At 70.1% G+C, this 21,237-nt stretch carries 18 protein-coding genes; 6 read left to right on the forward strand and 12 right to left on the reverse strand.

The annotated features are described in order from the left end of the window. Positions 1–5: 5 nt before the first annotated feature. From gnd to tkt, 6 genes are read right to left on the reverse strand one after another with little or no spacing between them, the layout of a single operon-like run. Positions 6–884: a phosphogluconate dehydrogenase (NAD(+)-dependent, decarboxylating) gene (gene gnd, locus ACZ4UU_RS17780; protein ID WP_468040798.1), complete on the reverse strand. Its 879-nt coding sequence runs from the start codon at positions 882–884 to the stop codon at positions 6–8. 1 nt (position 885) lies between these two features. Next, positions 886–2,538 carry a glucose-6-phosphate isomerase gene (gene pgi / locus ACZ4UU_RS17785; RefSeq protein WP_468040800.1) on the reverse strand — a complete coding sequence of 551 codons (1,653 nt, stop codon included), beginning with the start codon at positions 2,536–2,538 and terminating at the stop codon, positions 886–888. Continuing rightward, positions 2,531–3,466, reverse strand: coding sequence for a glucose-6-phosphate dehydrogenase assembly protein OpcA (gene opcA / locus ACZ4UU_RS17790; protein WP_468040801.1), 936 nt, complete (start codon positions 3,464–3,466; stop codon positions 2,531–2,533). The genes pgi and opcA overlap by 8 nt, the downstream gene beginning before the upstream one ends. Beyond that, positions 3,463–4,992 (reverse strand): glucose-6-phosphate dehydrogenase, encoded by a 1,530-nt coding sequence (zwf, locus tag ACZ4UU_RS17795; RefSeq protein WP_468040802.1) that lies wholly within the window; start codon positions 4,990–4,992, stop codon positions 3,463–3,465. Before zwf ends, opcA begins: the two co-directional genes overlap by 4 nt. Beyond that, the gene (tal, locus tag ACZ4UU_RS17800; protein ID WP_468040803.1) at positions 4,989–6,137 is read right to left on the reverse strand and encodes a transaldolase; all 1,149 of its coding nucleotides are present in this window, start codon (positions 6,135–6,137) and stop codon (positions 4,989–4,991) included. The genes zwf and tal overlap by 4 nt, the downstream gene beginning before the upstream one ends. A gap of 19 nt (positions 6,138–6,156) precedes the next feature. Further along, positions 6,157–8,232: a transketolase gene (gene tkt / locus ACZ4UU_RS17805; RefSeq protein WP_468040805.1), complete on the reverse strand. Its 2,076-nt coding sequence runs from the start codon at positions 8,230–8,232 to the stop codon at positions 6,157–6,159. 176 nt (positions 8,233–8,408) lie between these two features. On the opposite strand from tkt, the gene ACZ4UU_RS17810 reads away from it, so the two are divergent. Both ACZ4UU_RS17810 and ACZ4UU_RS17815 read left to right on the forward strand, forming a co-directional pair. Further along, on the forward strand, positions 8,409–9,308 hold the full coding sequence (locus ACZ4UU_RS17810) for a helix-turn-helix domain-containing protein (RefSeq protein WP_468040806.1): 900 nt from the start codon (positions 8,409–8,411) through the stop codon (positions 9,306–9,308). 67 nt (positions 9,309–9,375) lie between these two features. Further along, complete coding sequence (locus ACZ4UU_RS17815) at positions 9,376–9,768, forward strand: spore germination protein GerW family protein (RefSeq protein ID WP_468040807.1); 393 nt, start codon at positions 9,376–9,378, stop codon at positions 9,766–9,768. Between the two features lie 77 nt (positions 9,769–9,845). On the opposite strand, the gene ACZ4UU_RS17820 is transcribed toward ACZ4UU_RS17815, so the two are convergent. The 3 genes from ACZ4UU_RS17820 to ACZ4UU_RS17830 form a co-directional block, all read right to left on the reverse strand. Beyond that, entirely contained in the window at positions 9,846–11,243 is a 1,398-nt protein-coding gene (locus tag ACZ4UU_RS17820; protein WP_468040809.1) for a glycoside hydrolase family 16 protein, read from the reverse strand. 202 nt (positions 11,244–11,445) lie between these two features. Continuing rightward, positions 11,446–12,252, reverse strand: coding sequence for an IclR family transcriptional regulator (locus ACZ4UU_RS17825; RefSeq protein WP_468040810.1), 807 nt, complete (start codon positions 12,250–12,252; stop codon positions 11,446–11,448). A gap of 18 nt (positions 12,253–12,270) precedes the next feature. Continuing rightward, a complete protein-coding gene (locus ACZ4UU_RS17830; RefSeq protein ID WP_468041126.1) occupies positions 12,271–12,696 on the reverse strand; it encodes a MarR family winged helix-turn-helix transcriptional regulator in 426 nt (141 codons plus the stop codon). A 236-nt stretch (positions 12,697–12,932) separates the two neighbouring features. Here ACZ4UU_RS17830 and ACZ4UU_RS17835 point away from each other — a divergent pair, with 236 nt between their 5' ends. From ACZ4UU_RS17835 to ACZ4UU_RS17850, 4 genes are read left to right on the forward strand one after another with little or no spacing between them, the layout of a single operon-like run. After that, the gene (locus ACZ4UU_RS17835; protein ID WP_468040811.1) at positions 12,933–13,850 is read left to right on the forward strand and encodes an SDR family NAD(P)-dependent oxidoreductase; all 918 of its coding nucleotides are present in this window, start codon (positions 12,933–12,935) and stop codon (positions 13,848–13,850) included. Positions 13,851–13,861: 11 nt separating this feature from the next. Further along, a complete protein-coding gene (locus ACZ4UU_RS17840; protein ID WP_468041128.1) occupies positions 13,862–14,737 on the forward strand; it encodes an amidohydrolase family protein in 876 nt (291 codons plus the stop codon). Positions 14,738–14,747: 10 nt separating this feature from the next. Next, the gene (gene menE / locus ACZ4UU_RS17845; protein WP_468040813.1) at positions 14,748–16,250 is read left to right on the forward strand and encodes an o-succinylbenzoate--CoA ligase; all 1,503 of its coding nucleotides are present in this window, start codon (positions 14,748–14,750) and stop codon (positions 16,248–16,250) included. A gap of 8 nt (positions 16,251–16,258) precedes the next feature. Further along, entirely contained in the window at positions 16,259–16,714 is a 456-nt protein-coding gene (locus ACZ4UU_RS17850; RefSeq protein WP_468040814.1) for a MaoC family dehydratase, read from the forward strand. Between the two features lie 98 nt (positions 16,715–16,812). On the opposite strand, the gene ACZ4UU_RS17855 is transcribed toward ACZ4UU_RS17850, so the two are convergent. The 3 genes from ACZ4UU_RS17855 to ACZ4UU_RS17865 are packed head-to-tail and all read right to left on the reverse strand — an operon-like array spanning position 16,813 to position 21,216. Continuing rightward, positions 16,813–17,670 carry a hypothetical protein gene (locus tag ACZ4UU_RS17855; protein ID WP_468040816.1) on the reverse strand — a complete coding sequence of 286 codons (858 nt, stop codon included), beginning with the start codon at positions 17,668–17,670 and terminating at the stop codon, positions 16,813–16,815. After that, positions 17,670–19,355 carry a PHP domain-containing protein gene (locus tag ACZ4UU_RS17860; protein WP_468040817.1) on the reverse strand — a complete coding sequence of 562 codons (1,686 nt, stop codon included), beginning with the start codon at positions 19,353–19,355 and terminating at the stop codon, positions 17,670–17,672. Before ACZ4UU_RS17860 ends, ACZ4UU_RS17855 begins: the two co-directional genes overlap by 1 nt. Positions 19,356–19,374: 19 nt before the next feature. Further along, entirely contained in the window at positions 19,375–21,216 is a 1,842-nt protein-coding gene (locus ACZ4UU_RS17865) for a LamG-like jellyroll fold domain-containing protein (protein WP_468040819.1), read from the reverse strand. Between the last annotated feature and the right edge of the window lie 21 nt (positions 21,217–21,237).

A 21,237-nucleotide genomic window follows, 5' to 3' on the forward strand; every position in this document is an offset into this window, starting at 1 on the left:
GCGGGCTACTCCTTCGACTCGACGGCGTGACCGCCGAACTGGTTGCGCAGTGCCGCGATCATCTTCATCTGCGGGGAGTCGTCCTGACGGGACGCGAACCGTGCGAAGAGGGACGTGGTGATCGCGGGCAGCGGGACGGCGTGGTCGATGGCGGCTTCCACCGTCCAGCGGCCCTCGCCGGAGTCCTGCGCGAAGCCCTTCAGCTTCTCCAGGTGCTCGTCCTCGTCGAGGGCGTTGACCGCGAGGTCCAGCAGCCAGGACCGGATGACCGTGCCCTCCTGCCAGGAGCGGAACACCTCCCGGACGTTGTCCACCGACTCGACCTTCTCCAGGAGCTCCCAGCCCTCGGCGTAGGCCTGCATCATTGCGTACTCGATGCCGTTGTGGACCATCTTCGCGAAGTGCCCGGCGCCCACCTTGCCCGCGTGGACATAGCCGTACGGCCCCTCCGGCTTGAGCGCCTCGAAGATCGGCTTGAGCCGGTCGACGTGCTCCTTCTCGCCGCCGACCATCAGGGCGTAGCCGTTCTCCAGGCCCCACACGCCACCGGAGACGCCCGCGTCGACGAAGCCGATGCCGTGCTTGCCCAGCTCCTGGGCGTGCTTCTCGTCGTCCGTCCAGCGGGAGTTGCCGCCGTCGACCACCGTGTCGTACGGCTTGAGCAGGCTCCCCAGCTGGTCGATGACGAGCTGGGTGGGGTGGCCGGCCGGGACCATGACCCACACCGTGCGCGGCGCGTCGAGCTGGTCGACGAGGTCGGCCAGGCTCGCCACGTCGGACAGTTCGGGGTTCGTGTCGTAACCGACGACGGTGTGGCCGGCGTTGCGCAGACGCTCGCGCATGTTGCCGCCCATCTTGCCGAGACCAACAAGACCGATCTGCATGTCAGTTCACTTCCTTGAGTTCACGGTAGGCGGTCACGAGGGCGGCGGTGGAGGGGTCGAGGCCGGGGACCTCGGTCCCTTCTGTCAGGGCGGGCTCGACCCGCTTGGCGAGGACCTTGCCCAGCTCGACGCCCCACTGGTCGAAGGAGTCGATGTTCCAGACGGCGCCCTGCACGAACACCTTGTGCTCGTAGAGGGCGACCAGCTGGCCGAGGACCGACGGGGTCAGCTCGGGGGCGAGGATCGTGGTGGTGGGGTGGTTGCCGAGGAACGTGCGGTGCGGGACCTGCTCCTCGGGCACACCCTCCGCGCGCACCTCGTCCGCGGTCTTGCCGAAGGCGAGCGCCTGGCCCTGCGCGAAGAGGTTCGCCATCAACAGGTCGTGCTGCGCCTTGAGTGCGTCGCTCAGCTCGGCGACCGGACGGGCGAAGCCGATCAGGTCGGCCGGGATGAGGCGGGTGCCCTGGTGGATCAGCTGGTAGTAGGCGTGCTGCCCGTTGGTGCCGGGCGTGCCCCAGACCACCGGACCGGTCTCCCAGCCCACGACCTGGCCGTCCCGGTCGACCGACTTGCCGTTGGACTCCATGTCGAGCTGCTGGAGATACGCCGTGAATTTCGACAGGTAGTGCGAGTACGGCAGCACCGCATGGGACTCGGCGCCGAAGAAATTGCCGTACCAGATGCCCAACAGACCCAGGATCAAGGGGGCGTTGGCCTCGGCGGGCGCGGTGCGGAAGTGCTCGTCGACGGTGTGGAAGCCGTCCAGCATCTCCCGGAAGCGGTCCGGTCCGATGGCGATCATCAGGGACAGGCCGATCGCCGAGTCGTACGAGTACCGCCCGCCGACCCAGTCCCAGAACTCGAACATGTTGTCCGGGTCGATGCCGAAGTCCGTCACCTTCTCGGCGTTGGTCGACAGCGCGACGAAGTGCTTGGCGACCGCCTTGTCCTCGCCGCCGAGCCCGGCCAGCAGCCAGGTGCGGGCCGAGGTGGCGTTGGTGATCGTCTCGATCGTGGTGAACGTCTTGGACGCCACGATGAACAGCGTCTCCGCCGGGTCCAGGTCCCGCACCGCCTCGTGCAGGTCGGCGCCGTCGACGTTGGACACGAACCGGAACGTCAACTCGCGTGCCGTGAACGGGCGAAGTGCCTCGTACGCCATCGCGGGCCCGAGGTCGGAGCCGCCGATGCCGATGTTGACGACATTGCGGATACGGCGGCCCGTGTGGCCGGTCCACTCGCCGGAGCGGACGCGGTCCGCGAACGCGCTCATCTTGTCGAGCACCGCGTGGACCTTGGGGACGACGTTCTCCCCGTCGACCTCGATCACGGCCTCGCGCGGCGCCCGCAGCGCGGTGTGCAGCACCGCCCGGTCCTCGGTGACGTTGATCCGCTCGCCGCGGAACATCGCGTCCCGCAGCCCGAACACATCGGTCGCGGCGGCCAGTTCCCGCAGCAGGGCGAGCGTCTCGTCGGTGATCAGGTGCTTGGAGTAGTCGAGGCGCAGATCACCGACGCGCACGACGTACCGCTCGGCGCGGGACGGGTCGGCCGCGAACAGCTCACGCAGCCGGGGCCGCTGCAGCGCCTCCGCGCGGTGGTCCTCCAGAGCCGCCCACTCGGGGCGCCGGGTGAGCCGGGGGGTCTCAGACATGGGAGGGCGTCTCCTTGGTGACCTCGCCGCGCAGGGCGATGGCGTACATCTCGTCCGCGTCGAGGCGCCTGAGCTCCTCGGCGATGAGTTCGGAGGTGGTGCGGACCTTCAGCGCCAGGGTGCGCGACGGCTGGTCCGGCAGGGACAGCGTGGCCAGCGGGCCCTCGGGGCGGTCGATGACGATCTCGCCGTTCTCGGTGCCCAGGCGCACACCGGTGACGACCGGTCCGGCGGTGACGACCCGCTCGGCGGTGACGTGCAGACGCGCCTCCAGCCAGCGGGCCAGCAGTTCGGCGGCCGGGTTGTCGGCCTCGGCCTCCACGACGGCCGAGATGATCGGCACCCGGGCCTGGTCCAGGGCCGCGGCGAGCATGGAGCGCCACGGGGTGAGCCGGGTCCAGGCGAGGTCGGTGTCGCCGGGCGCGTAGGAGCGGGCCCGGGCCTCCAGCTCCACCTGCGGGTTCTCGGTCGTGTACAGGTCGGTGATCCGGCGCTGGGCCAGCGCGCCCAGGGGGTCCTTGGCCGGGTTCTCCGGCGCCTCCACCGGCCACCACACGACGACCGGCGCGTCCGGCAGCAGCAGCGGCAGCACCACCGAGTCGGCGTGCTCGGAGACCTCGCCGTACATCCGCAGCACCACGGTCTCGCCGGTACCGGCGTCGGCGCCCACCCGGACCTCGGCGTCGAGGTGGGAGCGGGTGCGGTCGCGTGGGGTGCGGGCGTGCCGCTTGATGACGACCAGGGTGCGCGAGGGGTGCTCGTGCGAGGCCTCCTCGGCCGCCTTGATCGAGTCGTAGGCGTTCTCCTCGTCCGTGACGATCACCATCGTCAGGACCATGCCCACGGCCGGCGTGCCGATCGCGCGGCGGCCCTGCACCAGCGCCTTGTTGATCTTGCTTGCCGTGGTGTCGGTCAGGTCGATCTTCATGGCCTGCGCCAGCTCCGTCCGTCTCGTGCGAGCATCTCGTCGGCTTCCTCGGGTCCCCAGCTCCCGGACGCGTACCGCGCCGGCTTGCCGTGCGTGTCCCAGTACTCCTCGATCGGGTCGAGGATCTTCCAGGACTCTTCCACTTCCTGGTGACGGGGGAACAGATTGGCGTCACCGAGGAGGACATCCAGGATGAGCCGCTCGTACGCCTCCGGGCTGGACTCCGTGAACGACTCGCCGTAGGCGAAGTCCATCGTCACGTCCCGGATCTCCATCGAGGTGCCCGGCACCTTGGAGCCGAACCGCACCGTCACGCCCTCGTCCGGCTGGACGCGGATGACGATGGCGTTCTGGCCGAGCTCCTCGGTGGCGGTCGAGTCGAACGGGGAGTGCGGCGCCCGCTGGAAGACCACCGCGATCTCGGTGACCCGCCGCCCGAGCCGCTTGCCGGTGCGCAGATAGAACGGCACGCCCGCCCAGCGCCGGTTGTCGACATTCAGCTTGATCGCGGCGTACGTGTCGGTCTTGGACCGCTTGTCGATGCCCTCCTCCTGGAGGTACCCGAGGACCTGCGCGCCGCCTTGCCAGCTCGCCGCGTACTGCCCGCGCACGGTGTGCTTCCCCAGGTCCTCCGGCAGCTTGACCGCCTTGAGCACCTTCAGCTTCTCGGTGAGCAGCGAGGCGGCGTCGAACGCGGCCGGCTCCTCCATCGCGGTGAGCGCCATCAGCTGCAGCAGATGGTTCTGGATGACGTCACGGGCCGAGCCGATGCCGTCGTAGTAGCCCGCCCGGCCGCCGATGCCGATGTCCTCGGCCATCGTGATCTGTACGTGGTCGACATACGACCGGTTCCAGATCGGCTCGAACATCTGGTTCGCGAACCGCAGCGCCAGGATGTTCTGGACGGTCTCCTTGCCCAGGTAGTGGTCGATCCGGAAGACCTGCTCCGGGTCGAACACGTCGTGCACGATCGCGTTCAGCTCCCGGGCGCTCGCGAGGTCGGAGCCGAACGGCTTCTCGATGACCGCCCGGCGCCACGAGCCCTCCGGCGCGTCCGCCAGGCCGTGCTTCTTCAGCTGCCGCACGACCTCCGGGAAGAACTTCGGCGGTACGGAGAGGTAGAAGGCGTAGTTGCCGCTCGTACCGCGCGCCGCGTCCAGCTCGTCCACCGTCTGGCGCAGCTGCTTGAACGCCTCGTCGTCGTCGAAGGCACCCGGGATGAACCGCATGCCCTCGGCGAGCTGCTGCCAGACCTCCTCGCGGAACTCGGTGCGGGCGTGTTCGCGCACCGAGTCGTGCACGACCTGCGCGAAGTCCTGGTCCGCCCAGTCCCGGCGGGCGAACCCGACGAGGGAGAAGCCCGGCGGCAGCATCCCGCGGTTGGCCAGGTCGTACACGGCCGGCATCAGCTTCTTGCGGGACAGGTCGCCGGTGACCCCGAAGATGACGAGCCCGGACGGGCCGGCGATCCGGGGCAGACGGCGGTCGCGCGCGTCGCGCAGGGGGTTGTCCCAGTCGGAGATCATTCTGCGTCAGCTCCCTTGCTGCCGAGCGACTTCTTGACGGCGTCCAACAGGTCCTGCCACGCCACCTCGAACTTGGCGACGCCCTCGTCCTCCAGTCGGGTGACGACGTCGTCGTACGAGATCCCGAGTGCTTCCACGGCGGCGAGGTCGGCGCGGGCCTGCGCGTAGCGGCCGGTCACCGTGTCGCCGGTGATCTCGCCGTGGTCGGCGGTGGCATCGAGCGTGGCTTCGGGCATCGTGTTGACAGTGCCCGGCGCGACCAGCTCATCCACGTACAGCGTGGACTTGTACGCCGGGTCCTTCACCCCGGTGGAGGCCCACAGGGGGCGCTGCTTGTTGGCCCTGGCGCCGGTGAGGGCGGTCCAGCGGTCGCCCTCGAAGATGTCTTCGTAGGCCTCGTAGGCCAGGCGGGCGTTGGCGAGCGCGGCCCTGCCCTTGAGCGCGAGGGCCTCGTCCGTGCCGATCGCGGTCAGCCGCTTGTCGATCTCGGAGTCGACGCGGGAGACGAAGAAGGACGCCACGGAGTGGATGCCGGACAGGTCCAGGCCCCGCGCGGCGGCCTTCTCCAGACCGGCCAGGTAGGCGTCCATGACCTCGCGGTAGCGCTCAAGGGAGAAGATCAGCGTGACGTTGACGCTGATGCCCTCGGCGATGACCTCGGTGATGGCGGGCAGGCCGGCCTTGGTCGCCGGGATCTTGATCATCACGTTGGGCCGGTCTACCAGCCAGGCCAACTGACGGGCCTCGGCGATCGTTGCGGCGGTGTTGTGGGCGAGCCGCGGGTCGACCTCGATGGAGACCCGGCCGTCCCGGCCGGCGGTGGCGTCGTACACGGGCCGCAGGACGTCGGCGGCCGCACGGACGTCGGCGGTGGTCATCATCCGTACGGCCTCGTCGACCGTCACGCCCCGCACCGCGAGGTCGGCGAGCTGCTCCTCGTAGCCCTCGCCGGAGCCGATGGCGGCCTGGAAGATGGACGGGTTGGTGGTGACGCCCACGACGTGCTTGTCCGCGACGAGTTCGGCGAGGTCGCCCGACTCGATCCGCTTGCGCGACAGGTCGTCCAGCCAGATCGAGACGCCTTCGTCGGAGAGGCGCTTCAGGGTTCCGGCGGTCGCGGTTGCTTCGGTGGTCACTGTGCTCAACTTCTCTCTGGCGTTCGGATCAACCGCGGGCGAGGGCAAGGGATTCCCTCGCGGCGGCGACGACGTTCTCGGCGGTGAAGCCGTACTCGGCGAACAGGGTCTTGGCGTCCGCGGAGGCACCGAAGTGCTCCAGGGAGACGATGCGTCCCGCGTCTCCGACGAACCGGTACCAGGTGAGCCCGATCCCGGCCTCGACGGCGACGCGCGCCTTCACGGCCGGCGGCAGGACGCTCTCGCGGTACTCGCGCGGCTGCTCCTCGAACCACTCGACGGACGGCATCGACACCACCCGGGTACCGATCCCGTCGGCCTCCAACCGCTCCCGCGCGGCAACGGCGAGCTGGACCTCGGAACCGGTGGCGATGAGGACCACGTCGGGCGTCCCGGTCGAGGACTCCTCAAGGATGTAACCGCCCTTCGCCGCATCGGCGTTGACCGGGAGCGTCGGCACTCCCTGGCGGGTGAGCGCGAGGCCGTGCGGGGCCGGGTCGGTGGAGTGCCGCCTGAGGATCTCGGCCCACGCGATGGCGGTCTCGTTGGCGTCGGCGGGGCGGACGATGTTCAGGCCCGGGATCGCCCGCAGCGACGCCAGGTGCTCGACCGGCTGGTGGGTCGGGCCGTCCTCGCCGAGACCGATGGAGTCGTGCGTCCACACGTACGTCACGGGCAGCTGCATCAGCGCGGACATGCGGACCGCGTTGCGCATGTAGTCGGAGAACACCAGGAACGTGCCGCCGTAGACACGGGTGTTGCCGTGCAGGGCGATGCCGTTCATCTCCGCGGCCATCGAGAACTCGCGGATGCCGAAGTGGATGGTGCGGCCGTACGGGTCGGCCTCCGGCAGCGGGTTGCCCTTCGGCAGGAACGAACTCGTCTTGTCGATGGTGGTGTTGTTGGAGCCGGCCAGGTCGGCCGAGCCGCCCCACAGCTCCGGGACGACGGCGCCGAGCGCCTGGAGCACCTTGCCGGAGGCGGCGCGGGTGGCGACGGACTTGCCCTCCTCGAAGACCGGCAGGGCGTCCTCCCAGCCCTCGGGGAGCTGGCCCGCGACGATTCGGTCGAACAGGCGGGCGCGCTCGGGGTCGGCGGCACGCCAGGTGCCGAGCTGCTTGTCCCAGGCCGCGTGCGCCTCGGCGCCCCGGTCGAGGGCGCGGCGGGAGTGGGCGAGGACCTCGTCGGCGACCTCGAAGGTCTGCTCCGGGTCGAAGCCGAGGAGGCGCTTGGTGGCGGCGATCTCGTCGACGCCGAGGGCGGAGCCGTGGGAGGCCTCGGTGTTCTGCGCGTTCGGAGCGGGCCAGGCGATGATCGTGCGCATGGCGATGATCGAGGGGCGCTCGGTCTCGGCCTGCGCGGCCTTGAGCGCCGCGTACAGCGCGTGGACGTCGATGTCGCCGCCCAGCGCGGGCTCGATCCGCTGCACGTGCCAGCCGTACGCCTCGTACCGCTTCAGCACGTCCTCGGAGAACGCGGTCGCCGTGTCGCCCTCGATGGAGATGTGGTTGTCGTCGTAGAGGAAGACCAGGTTGCCGAGCTTCTGGTGGCCGGCGAGCGAGGATGCCTCGGCGGAGACGCCCTCCTGAAGGTCGCCGTCGGAGACGATCGCCCAGATGGTGTGGTCGAACGGGGACTCGCCCTTTGGGGCGTCCGGGTCGAACAGGCCGCGCTCGTAACGGGCGGCCATCGCCATGCCGACGGCGTTGGCGACACCCTGACCCAGCGGACCGGTGGTGGTCTCCACGCCCGCGGTGTGCCCGTACTCGGGGTGACCCGGCGTCTTCGAACCCTGCGTCCGGAACGACTTGAGGTCGTCGAGCTCCAGCTCGTACCCGGCGAGGAAGAGCTGGGTGTAGAGGGTCAGCGAGGTGTGCCCGGGGGAGAGGACGAAGCGGTCACGCCCGGTCCACTCGGGGTCGGCCGGATCGTGCCGCATCACCTTCTGAAAGATCGTGTACGCGGCCGGGGCAAGGCTCATCGCGGTGCCCGGGTGGCCGTTGCCGACCCGCTGTACGGCATCGGCCGCCAGGAGGCGGGCCGTGTCGACGGCACGCCGGTCGAGTTCGGTCCATTCGAAGCTGTCCGGTGTCTGCGTGCTCATCTTCAGAAGTCCTCGATCGCAGCGAAGTGGCTGGTCCAACGCGTTCAAAAGTAAAAGTCTGACTTTTACTAGGGAAGGTCGGGGTGTGTCACGCTGTGGTGAAAGTGGGACACCGCGAGGAGTGCCGCGCACGGCTGAGCGCGGGGCGCGCACGAGTGAGACGGTATGAGACGGACATGGCGGATATGACGGATGCGAGGGCCGAAGGCGGCGACGGGATACGGACGTTCCCGTTCCCGGTCGATCTGAGCGTCCTCGGCGTCGGCATGCAGGTCGGCCAGATGGGCACGGGGCGCACTTGGCACGCCGCCGACGCGCCACTGGAGCGCGTGCACCGCATCGATTTCCACGTCGTGATGCTCTTCGACAGGGGTCCCGTACGCCACATGATCGACTTCGCCGAGTACGAGGCGAACGCGGGTGACGTGGTGTGGATCCGGCCGGGTCAGGTGCACCGCTTCTCCGGGACCGGCGACTACCGGGGCACCGTCCTGACCATGCAGCCGGGCTTCCTGCCCCGCGCCACGGTGGAGGCCACGGGGCTCTACCGCTACGACCTGCCGCCTCTGCTCCACCCCGACGAGGCCCAGTCGACCGCTCTGCGTGCGGCGCTCGCCCAGCTCCAAGTCGAGTACGAGGACACGGCGACCCTGCCGTTGAGCCTGCACACGGCGGTGCTGCGGCACTCGCTCACGGCGTTTCTGCTGCGGTTGGCCCATCTCGCGGCGAGTTCGGCGGAGGCCGCGCGGCAACAGGGGGACACGACGTTCACGTTGTTCCGGGACGCGGTGGAGAAGGGGTTCACCACCAACCACAGCGTCAGTGCGTACGCCGATCAGCTCGGGTACTCGCGGCGGACCCTTGTCCGCGCGGTGCGCGCCGCGACCGGGCTCACGCCCAAGGGGTTCATCGACAAGCGGGTGATCCTTGAGGCGAAGCGGCTGCTTGCCCATACGGATATGGCGATCGGGCGGGTGGGGGTGGCCGTCGGGTTTCCGGATGCCGCGAACTTCACGAAGTTCTTCCATCAGCACACGGAGGTCACGCCCGCGGTGTTTCGGGCGGAGATTCGTTGAGTCTTCGGGTTCCCCGGCCTCCGCGGGTCTTCTTGACAGGGGTGGCCCGGTTGTCTACGAGTGCTGGATGACCGACCACGAGGAGAACCCCGCCGTCGCGACGCATGCCGCGGACGCGCTTTTGGAACACCTGGCCGACAGACTCGGTGGCAGTGCCTCGGTCACCGCCGTCTACGGCGAACCCGTCACCGCTGACGGCGTCACCGTCATTCCGGTCGCCAGAGTCGCCTTCGGGCTGGGCGGCGGAGCCGGGTGGGCCGGTGAGGCCGGAGGCCGTGAGGGCGGTGGTGGTGGGGGAGGGGCGGACGCCAGACCGGTCGGCTACATCGAGATCAGCAACGGTGTCGCGACGTACCGGTCCATCCGCCACACGTGGACCGACGTCGCGTTGCCGCTGGCCGCGCTGGTTCTCGGCGTCGCGCTCCCGAAAGCCGTCCGGATGCTACGCCGACGACGATGACCGTGACGGTGCCCCGCAAGGGCCGGTGGGCTCTCGCGGGGCATCGACCAGGCGGAGATGTCGGGGCAACGCGCCTGTCAGCGGCCGAAGTTGAACCAGTTCACGTTCACGAAGTCCGACGGCTGGCCGCTGGTGAAGGTGAGATAGACGTCGTGCGTGCCGGTCACCCCGCTGATGTTCGCCGGAATGGTCCGCCACGACTGCCACCCGCCGGTGTTGCCCACCGCGAAACTGCCCACGGGGGAGTTGCCACGGCTGTCCAGGCGTACTTCGACCAGGCCGCTGACGCCGCCCGCCGCGCCGCTCGCCACCCGGGCGACGAACTGGGTGGCCGCGGTGGAACCGAAGTTGACGCCCTTGTACAGCGCCCAGTCGCCGTTCGCCACGGCACCGATGTTCTGCCCGCCGCCCGAGTCGGAGGTGGTCTCGGCGCTCACGCCGCTCTGGCTGTCGTACGACTCGGCCTGGATGGCGCTGTAGGCGTCCCGGTTGCCGGTCGGCGGGGGCGTGGTACCGCCCCCGGTGGCCGAGAGCACCTGGACGTAGTCGACGACCATGGCGTGCCCGGGCTGCGTTCCGCTGTCCGGGCCGCCGCCGAAGGCGTCCGGGAAGGCGCCGCCCATGGCCACGTTGAGGATGATGAAGAAGCCGTGGTTCGTGGCGTTCGCCCAGGTCGTCGCGTCGACCTGGTTGGCCCGCACGGTGTGGAAGTTGGTGCCGTCGAGGTAGAAGCGGATCTCCTCGACACTCGTCGAGCGGTCCCACTCCATCCGGTAGGTGTGGAAGCCCGCCTGGCAGGTGGCGCCGGAACAGGTGGTGTTGCCGCCGATGCCGCTGGTCTCGTTGCAGGGGCCGCCCGGTGAGGTGCCGCAGTGCATCGTGGCGAACACCGTGTTCATGCCCTGTGTGTTCTCCATGATGTCCAGCTCGCCGACGGCGGGCCAGTTCCAGTAGTTGCCCCGGTAGGGCGCGCCGAGCATCCAGAACGCCGGCCAGTACCCCTTGGCGGCGGCCCCGGTCACGTTCGGCACCTGGATCCGCGCCTCCACGCGGAGCTTGCCGCCCGCCGGGGGCTGGAAGTCGGTGCGGTTGGTCTCGATGCGACCGGAGGTCCAGTTGCCGGACGCGTCCCGCCGCGGGGTGATGCGGAGGTTGCCGTTGCCGTCGAGCGAGACGTTGTCGGTGCTGTTGGTCATCGTCTCGATCTCGCCGGTGCCCCAGTTGGCGGGACCGCCGGGATAGCTCTTGCCGGTCGCGTACTGCCAGTCGGCGGTGTTCACGCCGGTGCCGGCGGCGCCGTTGAAGTCGTCGAGGAACACCTGCGTCCAGCCCGACGGCGGCGTGGGCGCGGAGGCGTTGGCGGAGGGGACGGCGGCGGTGGCGGCGGCCGCCGCGAGGCCCAGGGTGCCGAGCAGGGCGACGAGCGTCCGCCTGAGGGAGCGGTGTCTGCGGTGTATGCCGGAGGGTTCACTCATGGGGGTGCTGCCTCTCGGTGTACGGGGTGGGGATGCGGGGTGCCTTGGGCGTTGAGAGCGCTCTCAAAGTGTCGCCAATGTGCTCCCCGTCCCTCCGGTCGTCAAGAGGTGAAGCACAGAAAACCCTTCCCGCACAGGGGAGTTCACCCTGTGAAAGCGGAAATGTGCGCATCGAACTCTCGTGACCCGCGCCCTTCAGCCCCTACGCCCCCTTCTCCGGGCGCCACCCCAGCCCTCGTGAGATCCCGCGCGCCGCGAGCCGCACCGCAGGTACCAGGACCGGGACCTGGGCATCGGCCTGGGGTACGACCACGGACACCGCGGCGGTGACCGGACCGCCCGGGCCGCGGATCGGGGCGGCCACCGACAGGGCGTCGTCGGTGACCTGGCGACTGCTGACCGCAACGCCCGTGCGGCGCACGTCGGCCAGCATGCGGCGTAGGCGGGCAGGTTCGGTGACGGTGTACGGGGTGAAGGAGGCGAGGGGGCCCGCGCAGTACTCCTCCTGGAACTCGGGGTCGCTGTGCGCGAGCAGGGCGAGCCCGACCCCGGTGGCGTGCAGCGGCCAGCGCGCCCCGACGCGGATGTGCACGCCGACCGCGGAGCGTCCCGACAGCCACTCGATGTAGACGACCTCGGCTCCGTCCCGTACCGCCAACTGCACGTTCTCGTGCGTGGCTTCGTACAGGTCCTCCAGATACGGCAGCGCGAGCTGCCGCAGCGCCGGCCCGCGCGGCGCCAGGGCCGCGAGCTCCCACAGTCGCAGCCCGACGTGGTAGAGACCGGAGTCGTCCCGCTCCAGGGCGCCCCACTCGGTGAGGGCGTTCACCAGCCGGTGCGCGGTGCTCAGGCTGAGCCCGGCCCGGCGGCTGATGTCCGTCAGACACAGCGCGGGATGTCCGAGGTCGAAGGCCCCGAGCACGGACAGCAGCCGGTCGGGTGCGGAACGCGTCCCTTTGGCCGGCCCGGACGGCGCGGGCGGCGTGGACGGCACTGCGTCGGAGGTCATCGGCACCTCATCGCCCGGTCACCCCAGCCCGGACTCGGTGACCCGCTGAAGCAGCCCGTGGAGCTGCTCCCGCTCGGCCGGGCCGAGGGGCTGGAGGAGTTCGTTGGTGACCCGCTGACCGGCCTCGTCGGTGTCCCGCAGGAACGCGCGGCCGCCCTCGGTCAGGACGATGATCCGGCTGCGGCGGTCGTCGGGGGAGGGGCGCCGCTCGGCGAAGCCCAGCTTCTCCAGGTCGTCGACCAGACCCACGATCGCGCTCGGGTCGTAGCCGAGCGACGCGCTCAGCTCGCGCTGGAGGGCGCCCGGGGACGTGGCGAGGAACCGCAGCACCGCGTAGTGGCGCAGCCGCAGCCCCGACTCCTGGAGGAACGTGTTGAACAACTGACCCGAGCGCAGACCCAGGCGGTACAGCAGATACCCCGTGTCCGCGTGCAGTCCGCGCATCCACGGTTCGTTCGCGTCGATGAGTGCCGGGTTCGTGGCGTGCTGGCGGGCGATGGCGGACTCCCTGGTCTCGGCCCCCGGTGGGGGTTCCTCTGTGCAGATTCCAGCATGACGCACCCGAAGGTCACCAACAACTATTGACGACAACAATTATTGCTCTTAACTTCGATCTCGTAGCCGCACTCCCGCGTCGAAGCAGCCCATGGCGCAGCACCCCACGTCGAAGGGACCCTCCCGTGCCCAGCATCGATCTCACCGGCAAGGCCGCCGTCGTCACCGGCAGCGGCCGGGGCCTCGGCCTCGCCTACGCCCACGCCCTGGCCGCGCACGGCGCCTTGGTGGTCGTCAACGACGTCGACGAGGCCGTGGCCGAGGCGGCCGTGAAGTCCATCACCGAGGCGGGCGGCACCGCCGTCGCCGAGGTCGTCCCGGTCGGCACGACGGAGGCCGCGGAGCGGCTGGTGAACCGCGCGGTCGAGGAGTTCGGGCGGCTCGACATCCTGGTGACCAACGCGGGCATCCTGCGCGACAAGGTCCTGTGGAAGATGACCGACGACGACTTCGACGCGGTGATCACCACCCACCTCAAGGGCACCTTCACCTGCGCCCGGGCCGCCGCCGTCCGCATGCGCGAGCAGGGCGAGGGCGGCACCCTGGTCCTGGTCGGCTCCCCGGCCGGCCAGCGCGGCAACTTCGGCCAGACGAACTACGCCGCCGCCAAGGCCGGCATCGCCGCCATGGCCCGCACCTGGTCCATGGAACTGGGCCGCGCGAACATCACCGTCAACGCGATCGTGCCGGTCGCCGCGACCGCCATGACCGAGACCATCCCCGCCTTCGCCCCGTACATCGAGGCCATGAAGAACGGCGAGCCGCTCCCCGACTTCCTGCGCAAGGGCGAGGGCTTCGGCACCCCCGAGGACTGCGCGGCCCTCGTCCCCTTCCTCGCCTCCGAGGCGGCCCGGGGCATCACCGGCCAGGCCATCGGCGTCGGCGGCGACAAGGTGGCACTCTGGTCGCATCCGCAGGAGATCGCGGCCGCGTACGCCGACGGCGGCTGGACCGCCGAGACCCTGGCCGACGTCTGGCCCACCTCGGTCGGCACGGCACTCCAGTCGGTCGGCATCCCGGCGCCCAAGTTCCCGGAGGCGTGATGGCCCCGTCCATGAACCCCGACGAGCTGGTCGCGATCGACGTCCACACCCACGCGGAGGTCTCCTCCAAGGGCCACGCCTCCCTGGACGACGACCTGCACGAAGCCTCCTCCGCCTACTTCAAGGTCGAGGGCAAGCGGAAGCCGACCCTGGAGGAGACCGCCGCGTACTACCGCGAGCGGAAGATGGCCGCCGTGATCTTCACGGTCGACTCCGAGTCCGCGACGGGCACGCCACCGGTCCCGAACGAGGAGGTCGCCGAGGCGGCCGCCGCCAACGCGGACGTACTGATCCCCTTCGCCTCCATCGACCCCTTCCGCGGCAGGGCGGGCGTGAAGCAGGCGCGCCGCCTGGTCGAGGAGTACGGGGTCAAGGGCTTCAAGTTCCACCCCAGCATCCAGGGCTTCTTCCCCAACGACCGCTCGGTGGCGTACGCCCTCTACGAGGTGATCGAGGAGACCGGCACGATCGCCCTCTTCCACACCGGCCAGACGGGCATCGGTGCCGGAGTGCCGGGAGGCGGCGGCATCCGCCTGAAGTACTCGAATCCGCTGCACGTGGACGACGTGGCGGCCGACTTCCCGCACCTGAAGATCATTCTGGCGCACCCGTCCTTCCCCTGGCAGGACGAGGCCCTCGCCGTCGCCACCCACAAGCCGGGCGTCCACATCGATCTGTCCGGCTGGTCGCCGAAGTACTTCCCGCCGCAGCTGGTGCAGTACGCCAACACGCTGCTGAAGGACAAGGTCCTCTTCGGCTCCGACTTCCCCGTCCTCACCCCCGACCGCTGGCTCGCCGACTTCGAGAAGCTGTCGGTCAAGGACGAGGTCAAGCCGAAGATCCTCAAGGAGAACGCCGCCCGGCTGCTCGGGCTGACGAAACCGTAAGGGGCGTGACATGCGCAACGAGGGACTGGGGTCATGGCCCGCACGCCGGGCCCGCAAGACCCCGCACCGCACCGCCCTGATCCACGGCGGGACGTCCATCGACTACCGCACCCTGCACCTGCGTACCACCCGTCTCGCCCACGCCCTGCGTGAGCGAGGCGTCCGCCGCGGCGACCGCATCGCCTACCTCGGCCCGAACCACCCCTCCTACCTGGAGACCCTGTTCGCGGCCGGCACGCTCGGCGCGGTCTTCGTCCCGCTCAACACCCGCCTCGCCGGCCCCGAGATCGCCTACCAGCTCGCCGACTCCGGAGCCAAGGCCCTCGTCTACGGCCCCTCCCACGCCGGGCTCGTCGCCGGACTGCCGGGCAGCACGGACGTCCGTACCTACGTCGAAGTGGGCGCCGAGTACGAGGAGGCGCTCGCCGCGGCCGCCGAGGAACCCGTCGACACGCCGGTCACCCCGGACGACACCTGCATCATCATGTACACCTCGGGGACGACGGGCCGTCCCAAGGGCGCGATGCTCACCCACGGCAACATCACCTGGAACGCGCTCAACGTCCTCGTCGACACCGATCTGATCGCCGACGAACGCGCCCTGGTCTCGGCCCCGTTGTTCCACACGGCGGGCCTGAACATGCTGACGCTCCCGGTCCTCCTCAAGGGCGGCACCTGCGTCCTGGTCGAGGCCTTCGACCCGGACGCCACCTTCGACCTGATCGAACGGCACCGGATCACCTTCATGTTCGGCGTACCGACCATGTTCGACCAGATCGCCCGCCACCCCCGCTGGCCCGACGCCGACCTGTCCTCCCTGCGCATCCTCACGTGCGGCGGCTCGCCGGTACCGACCCCGCTCATCGCCGCCTACCAGCAACGGGAACTGACGTTCCTTCAGGGCTACGGCATGACCGAGGCCGCACCCGGCACCCTGTTCCTGGACGCCGAACACGCCGTGGACAAGGCCGGTTCGGCGGGCGTGCCGCATTTCTTCAGCGACGTACGCGTCGTACGGCCGGACCTGGCGCCGGTCGATGTCGGCGAGACCGGCGAGGTCGTCGTCAGCGGCCCGCACGTCATGCCCGGCTACTGGGGGCTGCCCGAGGAGACGGCCGCCTCCTTCGCGGACGGCTGGTTCCGCAGCGGGGACGCGGCCCGGATCGACGAGGACGGCTATGTCTTCATCGTCGACCGCATCAAGGACATGATCATCTCCGGCGGCGAGAACATCTACCCGGCCGAGATCGAGGACCTCCTCCTCGCCCACCCGGACATCGTCGAGTGCGCGGTGATCGGGGTGCCGGACGACAAGTGGGGCGAGGTGCCGCGCGCGGTCGTCGTCCCGCGCGAGGGAACCACGCCGGACCCCGACGCGATCCTCGCGTCCCTCGCCGGCCGCCTCGCCAAGTACAAGATCCCGAAATCGGTGGTCCTCGCGGACGAACTCCCGCGCACCGCCTCAGGAAAACTCCTCAAGTCCCGCGTCCGTACCCGGTACGGCAACAGTTAAGGATCCCCATGAGCATCACCGTGAACGGCCTCGACGAACTGAAGAAGCTCGCGGGCAGCGACCTCGGCACCAGCGAATGGATCGAGATCACCCAGGAGCGCATCAACACCTTCGCCGACGCCACCGGCGACCACCAGTGGATCCACGTGGACCCGGAGAAGGCGGCCGAGGGCCCGTTCGGCGCCCCCATCGCCCACGGCTATCTCACCCTCTCCCTCTTCATCCCCCTGTTCACCGAGCTGTTGGACGTCCAGGGCGTCACCACGAAGGTCAACTACGGCCTGAACAAGGTGCGTTTTCCCTCGCCGGTGAAGGTCGGCTCCCGGATACGGCTGGTCGGGAAGCTGGCGGAGGTGGAGGAGGTGCCGGGCGGGGTGCAGATCACCGTGGACGGGACGGTCGAGATCGAGGGCGGTGGCAAGCCGGCGGCGGTGTTGCAGAGCCTGTCACGGTTCTACGCCTGATCGGCACCGAGGTGGTGCGGCTGGGAAACTGACAAACCGTTGTCCATCGTCCCTCGTGCCCCAGATCATCCGGATGCGCGGGTGCCTCCGGGGCTCGATCAGCTCGTGACCTGCTGATACGAGTACACGGCCGTCCCCGCCGCGCACACCCCGGGCGGAATCATCTGGGCGCGCAGAGTGCCGCTGTTCGGGTCGTAGTCGACGCCCTCCGTCTCGAACGTGCCGAACGAGCCCGCACAGATGCTGCGCTGCGGCAGCGCGAACAGACTCGTCACCGCTCCCGTGATCGGCTGCCCGTCCACCTTGTGCGGCAGGTCGACCTGGAGCAGCGGGCGGATCTCCGGGAAGAGCGTGCCCGAGGCGTCGTTCGAGGCGCACACCAGGCGGGTGTCCGTCACGAAGTCACAGCCCTGGATGTCGCGGACGGGCTTGTCCAGGGTGATCTGCCAGGCCTCCTTGAGGTCGCCGCCGGACTGCGGGGTGGACGGGTTGAGCAGGGGTGCGGGAAACACCTGGAGTCTTCGCTGCTCACCCCACTCGCCCGACACCAGCCACTGCCCGTCGGGCGAGACGGCCGCGAAGGAGTTGTTCAGCTTCTCGCCCGGGTTGAGCCGATGCACGTACTCGTAGCGCTGCCCGGCCGGGGTCGTCACCGCGAACATCTTGGACGTGGCCGTGTCCGGGCCCTGGTAGGCGTCGAAGACATGGCCGCGTGCGATGTCCGGGTCGCCGACGTGGTTCCAGCCCTTGATGCGCAGGTCCAGCGGAATGGAGGCGAGCCCGCGGTACAGCAGTGAGCCGTCCGCGCGGCTCGCCAGGCCCTGTCCGCCGCCGAGCGTGTCCGTGTACGCCGTGCCGGTCTCCGCCCAGCGCGGGGCGCCGGCGGCGGACGCCGTCCCCGCGCCGAGGGTGAGAGCACCCAACAAGCAAGCGAGAGTGCTTAGATGACGCTTCATCAGGCTCCTGCCACGTCGACGAATACCGGGTTCGAATAGAACCACGTATCCGTCCACGGGTCACCGTCTCCGGGCGCGTGCGGGATCGGCCCGTGCGGGTCGACCGACGCGCCGAGGTAGCCGGCGCCGTTGCGGTTGCCGTCGCTGCCGCGCAGCCGCACGTAGAAGGACTCGTCCCCGGCGGTCAGCGGGATGCGCAGGGTGTACGTCCCCTTGCGGCCGCTCACGTCCGCCGTCCGCACGACCCTGGTGTCGGGGGCCCGCCAGGTGTCCCGGTCGGTCACCGGGCCGCGCACCGCGCCCCGCACGACGTCCACATGGGCCAACTCCGGCAGGATTCCCTGGGGGTTGGGCCGGGAGGCCGTCGTGACCGTCACGTTGAGCGTGAGCTTCTCGCCCTTGCGCACGCGCAGTCGGCCGCCCAGCGTGACGCCCCGGCCGTGGTCGCAGTCCCGCTTGAGCCGGACGTCGAGGCCGTCGAGCAGATGCCCGTGGTCCAGCCAGACCCGGCCCGCGCGCAGGCCCGCCATCACCGCGAGGTAGCCGTAACGGGTCACGCCGACGTGGGTGCGGCTGAACTGGCCCGGCCAGAAGTCGCTGCCCGGCTGCGGGGTGGTGGTGTTCACCGGGTCGGGCAGCTTGCCGGTGGTGTCGAAGTTCTGGCCCGCCGGCCAGTCGCCGTTCTTCCAGGTGTCGAAGACGATGCGGTGGGCGTCGGAGTTCGTGGTGATCGAGAACAGGCGGCCCTCCGCCAGCATCGAGTCCCACAGACCGCCGACCGTCGCCGTCGACCAGTCGAAGCCGCCGTACGTCAGATACGCGTCCGCGGGGTAGCCGGCCCAGGACTGCGCCGACGGCTTGTTCTCGTACTCGCCGCGGATCGAGTTCGCGCCGCGCCAGCCGGGGATGGCCGCGCCCTGGGCGCCGGGCGCGCCCTCCATGCCGATCATGATCTCGGGGGCCGCGTCCCGCCAGGCCCGCATCTCGTGCGGGGAGTCGATACCGAGGCGCATCGGGTGGTTGGCGAGGACGAGGACGTCGTCCACGTAGCGCCTGCGGCGCTGTTCGGCCAGCCACTGGATGGCCTTGACCGCGTGGGCCTCGTTGCGGGCGGTGTCCGCGTCGGCCGCGCCGCCCTTGTCGTAGCCGAGCAGCTTGCCGTCGTAGGCGCTCTCGAACCGGGTCAGCAGGTCCACCTCGTGGCGGCCGGGCGCCGCGAACACCGTGCAGTGCTCGGCGGCCGGGATGTACCACTCCAGGCCCTGGAAGATGAGCTGGCGCGGATTCTCGGCCCGCGCCCTGAGGATCTCCTCGTGCTCCAGCGCGGCCCCGAACTTGGCGTGCCCGAAGTTGGAGTGCTCGGTGAACACCATCCAGTCCAGGCCGAACTTGGCGCTCGCGGCGGCCAGTTGGGAGAACGTGTACTTGGCGTCGTGGCTGTAGACGGAGTGGACGTGGTGGTCACCCACGAGATAGGCCAGGCGCGGGTCGTCGCCGCCGAGACGCCGGTCGGAGGCGGCCGAGGCCGGTCCCGCCAGCGCGGGTACGGCCGTGCCGCCCAGCGCGAACGCGGCGCCGAACAGGCCCGCGCGGCGCAGGAGGCCGCGCCGGGAGACGCCCTGCGGGTCGAGGTCGGCGGGGGAGACGGACGGGTCGGCCCAGCTGGGCAGCTGCTGCTCGGTCATGGTGATGGTCCCCTGAAGGTCAGTGGTTCATGAAGGACTTGACGGGCAGCGCCCGCGCGACGATCCGGACGTCGCCGAGGCGGCCGTGGAGGATCTGGTCGATCTTGCCGCCGTACTCGTAGCCGCCGAGCAGCCACGGCAGCCCGACGGACGTGATGCCGGTCGAGCGTGCCTTCGGGTTGCGGACCACCGGGCAGCCCTCGACGTACATCGTGGTGTGCTCGCCGTCGTTGACGACCGCGAGGTGCCACCAGGTCTTAAGCGGGGTCTCCTGGGCCCAGTTGGTGGCGATGCCCTCCTGGTTCAGTGGGCGCATCGCCCACTGGGGCTCCCGGTCGTTCGACAGGGAGAGCGTGGCGAGCGGCTCGTCCGGGTCGTCGGCGGTCTTGCCGGCGGCGCCGCCCGTGCCGGTACGGCTCACCAGGCCGGACCAGGCGTGGTGGGCGGGATCCCAGTCGGCGGGGAGACGGTAGAAGGCCTCGATGGTGTAACCGTCCCTGAACGTCGCCGAGTTGAGCGGCGCCCCGTCGACCGTGCGCAGGTACGCGCCCTTCAGCGGGGACTTGAAGCCCTCGAACTCCAGGCTGCCGTGCCCGGGCTGGTCGGGGTGGTGGTCGGCGGACCAGCCCAGCTCGCCGCCGCCGACCGAGACGAGCGAGAGGTCGTTGCCGTGCCCGGAGACGTCACGGACCGTGCCGCCCGCCACCGGCTGCTCGAAGCGCCAGTACGCCACCGTGCCCGGGATCAGCAGCCGCGACGCGGGGCGCGCCGGGCGCGCGGGCACCGGGGCGAAGCCGGTGAAACGGTCGCCGAAGTCGATGTCGACGCTGAACCGGTCGGTGTCACCGCTGAGTTCGATCTCCTGCCGCTCCAGCTCGTTGAGCCCCTTGGCGGCCCGGCCGAGGATCCACGGGGACACCGTCTCCACGTCGATGACGTTCCGGTCGAGGTCGAAGCGGTACAGGCGGATCATCGCCGCGCCGCCGAAGTAGCGGTTCTGGTAGTTCGTCAGATGCAGGTGGACGTCGTTTCCGGCGGCGTTCTTGCGGATCGCCCGGCCGGCCGGCCAGTAGTGCCCGTTGAGGGTGAGGAAGATCTGGTCGTGGTCCTCGATCAGCTGGTCCCACAGCTGCTGCCCGTACGACGACAAGGTGTCGTCCTCGACGACCAGCTCATGGGTGGTGAGGACGACCGGCGTCCTCGGATGCCGGGCCAGGACATCCTTGGCCCACGCGTAGCCCTTCGCCGACAGCCGCCAGTCCAGCGCGAGCACCATCCACTCACGTCCGGCGGCCTTGAACAGGTGGAAGGTGTTGTAGCCATCGGGGGAGGCGCCACCGAAGGTCTTCTTCCCCTGGAACCGCTTCGGCCCGAAGGCGTCCAGATACGGCGTCGTCCCGCGCTGGTCGTCCGTGGACGACTTCACGTCGTGGTTGCCGGCGAGGACGCTGTAGCCCACGCCCCGCCGGTCCAGGAGCCGGAACGCCTCGCTGATCGCGGCGACCTCGGGCCGAGTGCCGTTCTGGGTGAGGTCGCCGAGGTGCGACAGGAAGACGATGTTCTCCTTCCGGGCGTGCTCCAGCAGGTACCGCAGCGACGCCTCGACCGGCGCCTTGTCGATGCTCGGCCCGTCGAAGAGGTACTGGGTGTCCGGCATCACGGCGAGCGTGAAGCGGCGGCTGTCGGAGTCGGGCCGCCAGTCGGAGGCCGTGGCCTCGGCGGGCGCGGCTTCGGCGACCGCGGGCATGGCGACCGCGGCGGTGGCGGCGGCGCCCATCAGCGCCGTTGCGCGCAGGAAACCGCGTCTTCCGGCGGCGGCCTGCGCGGCCTCGCCCTGGTCGTGGGCATGCGAAGTACACATGGGTGCTCCATGGAGAGGAGG

It is taken from the genome of Streptomyces sp. NPDC028907 (assembly GCF_055564995.1).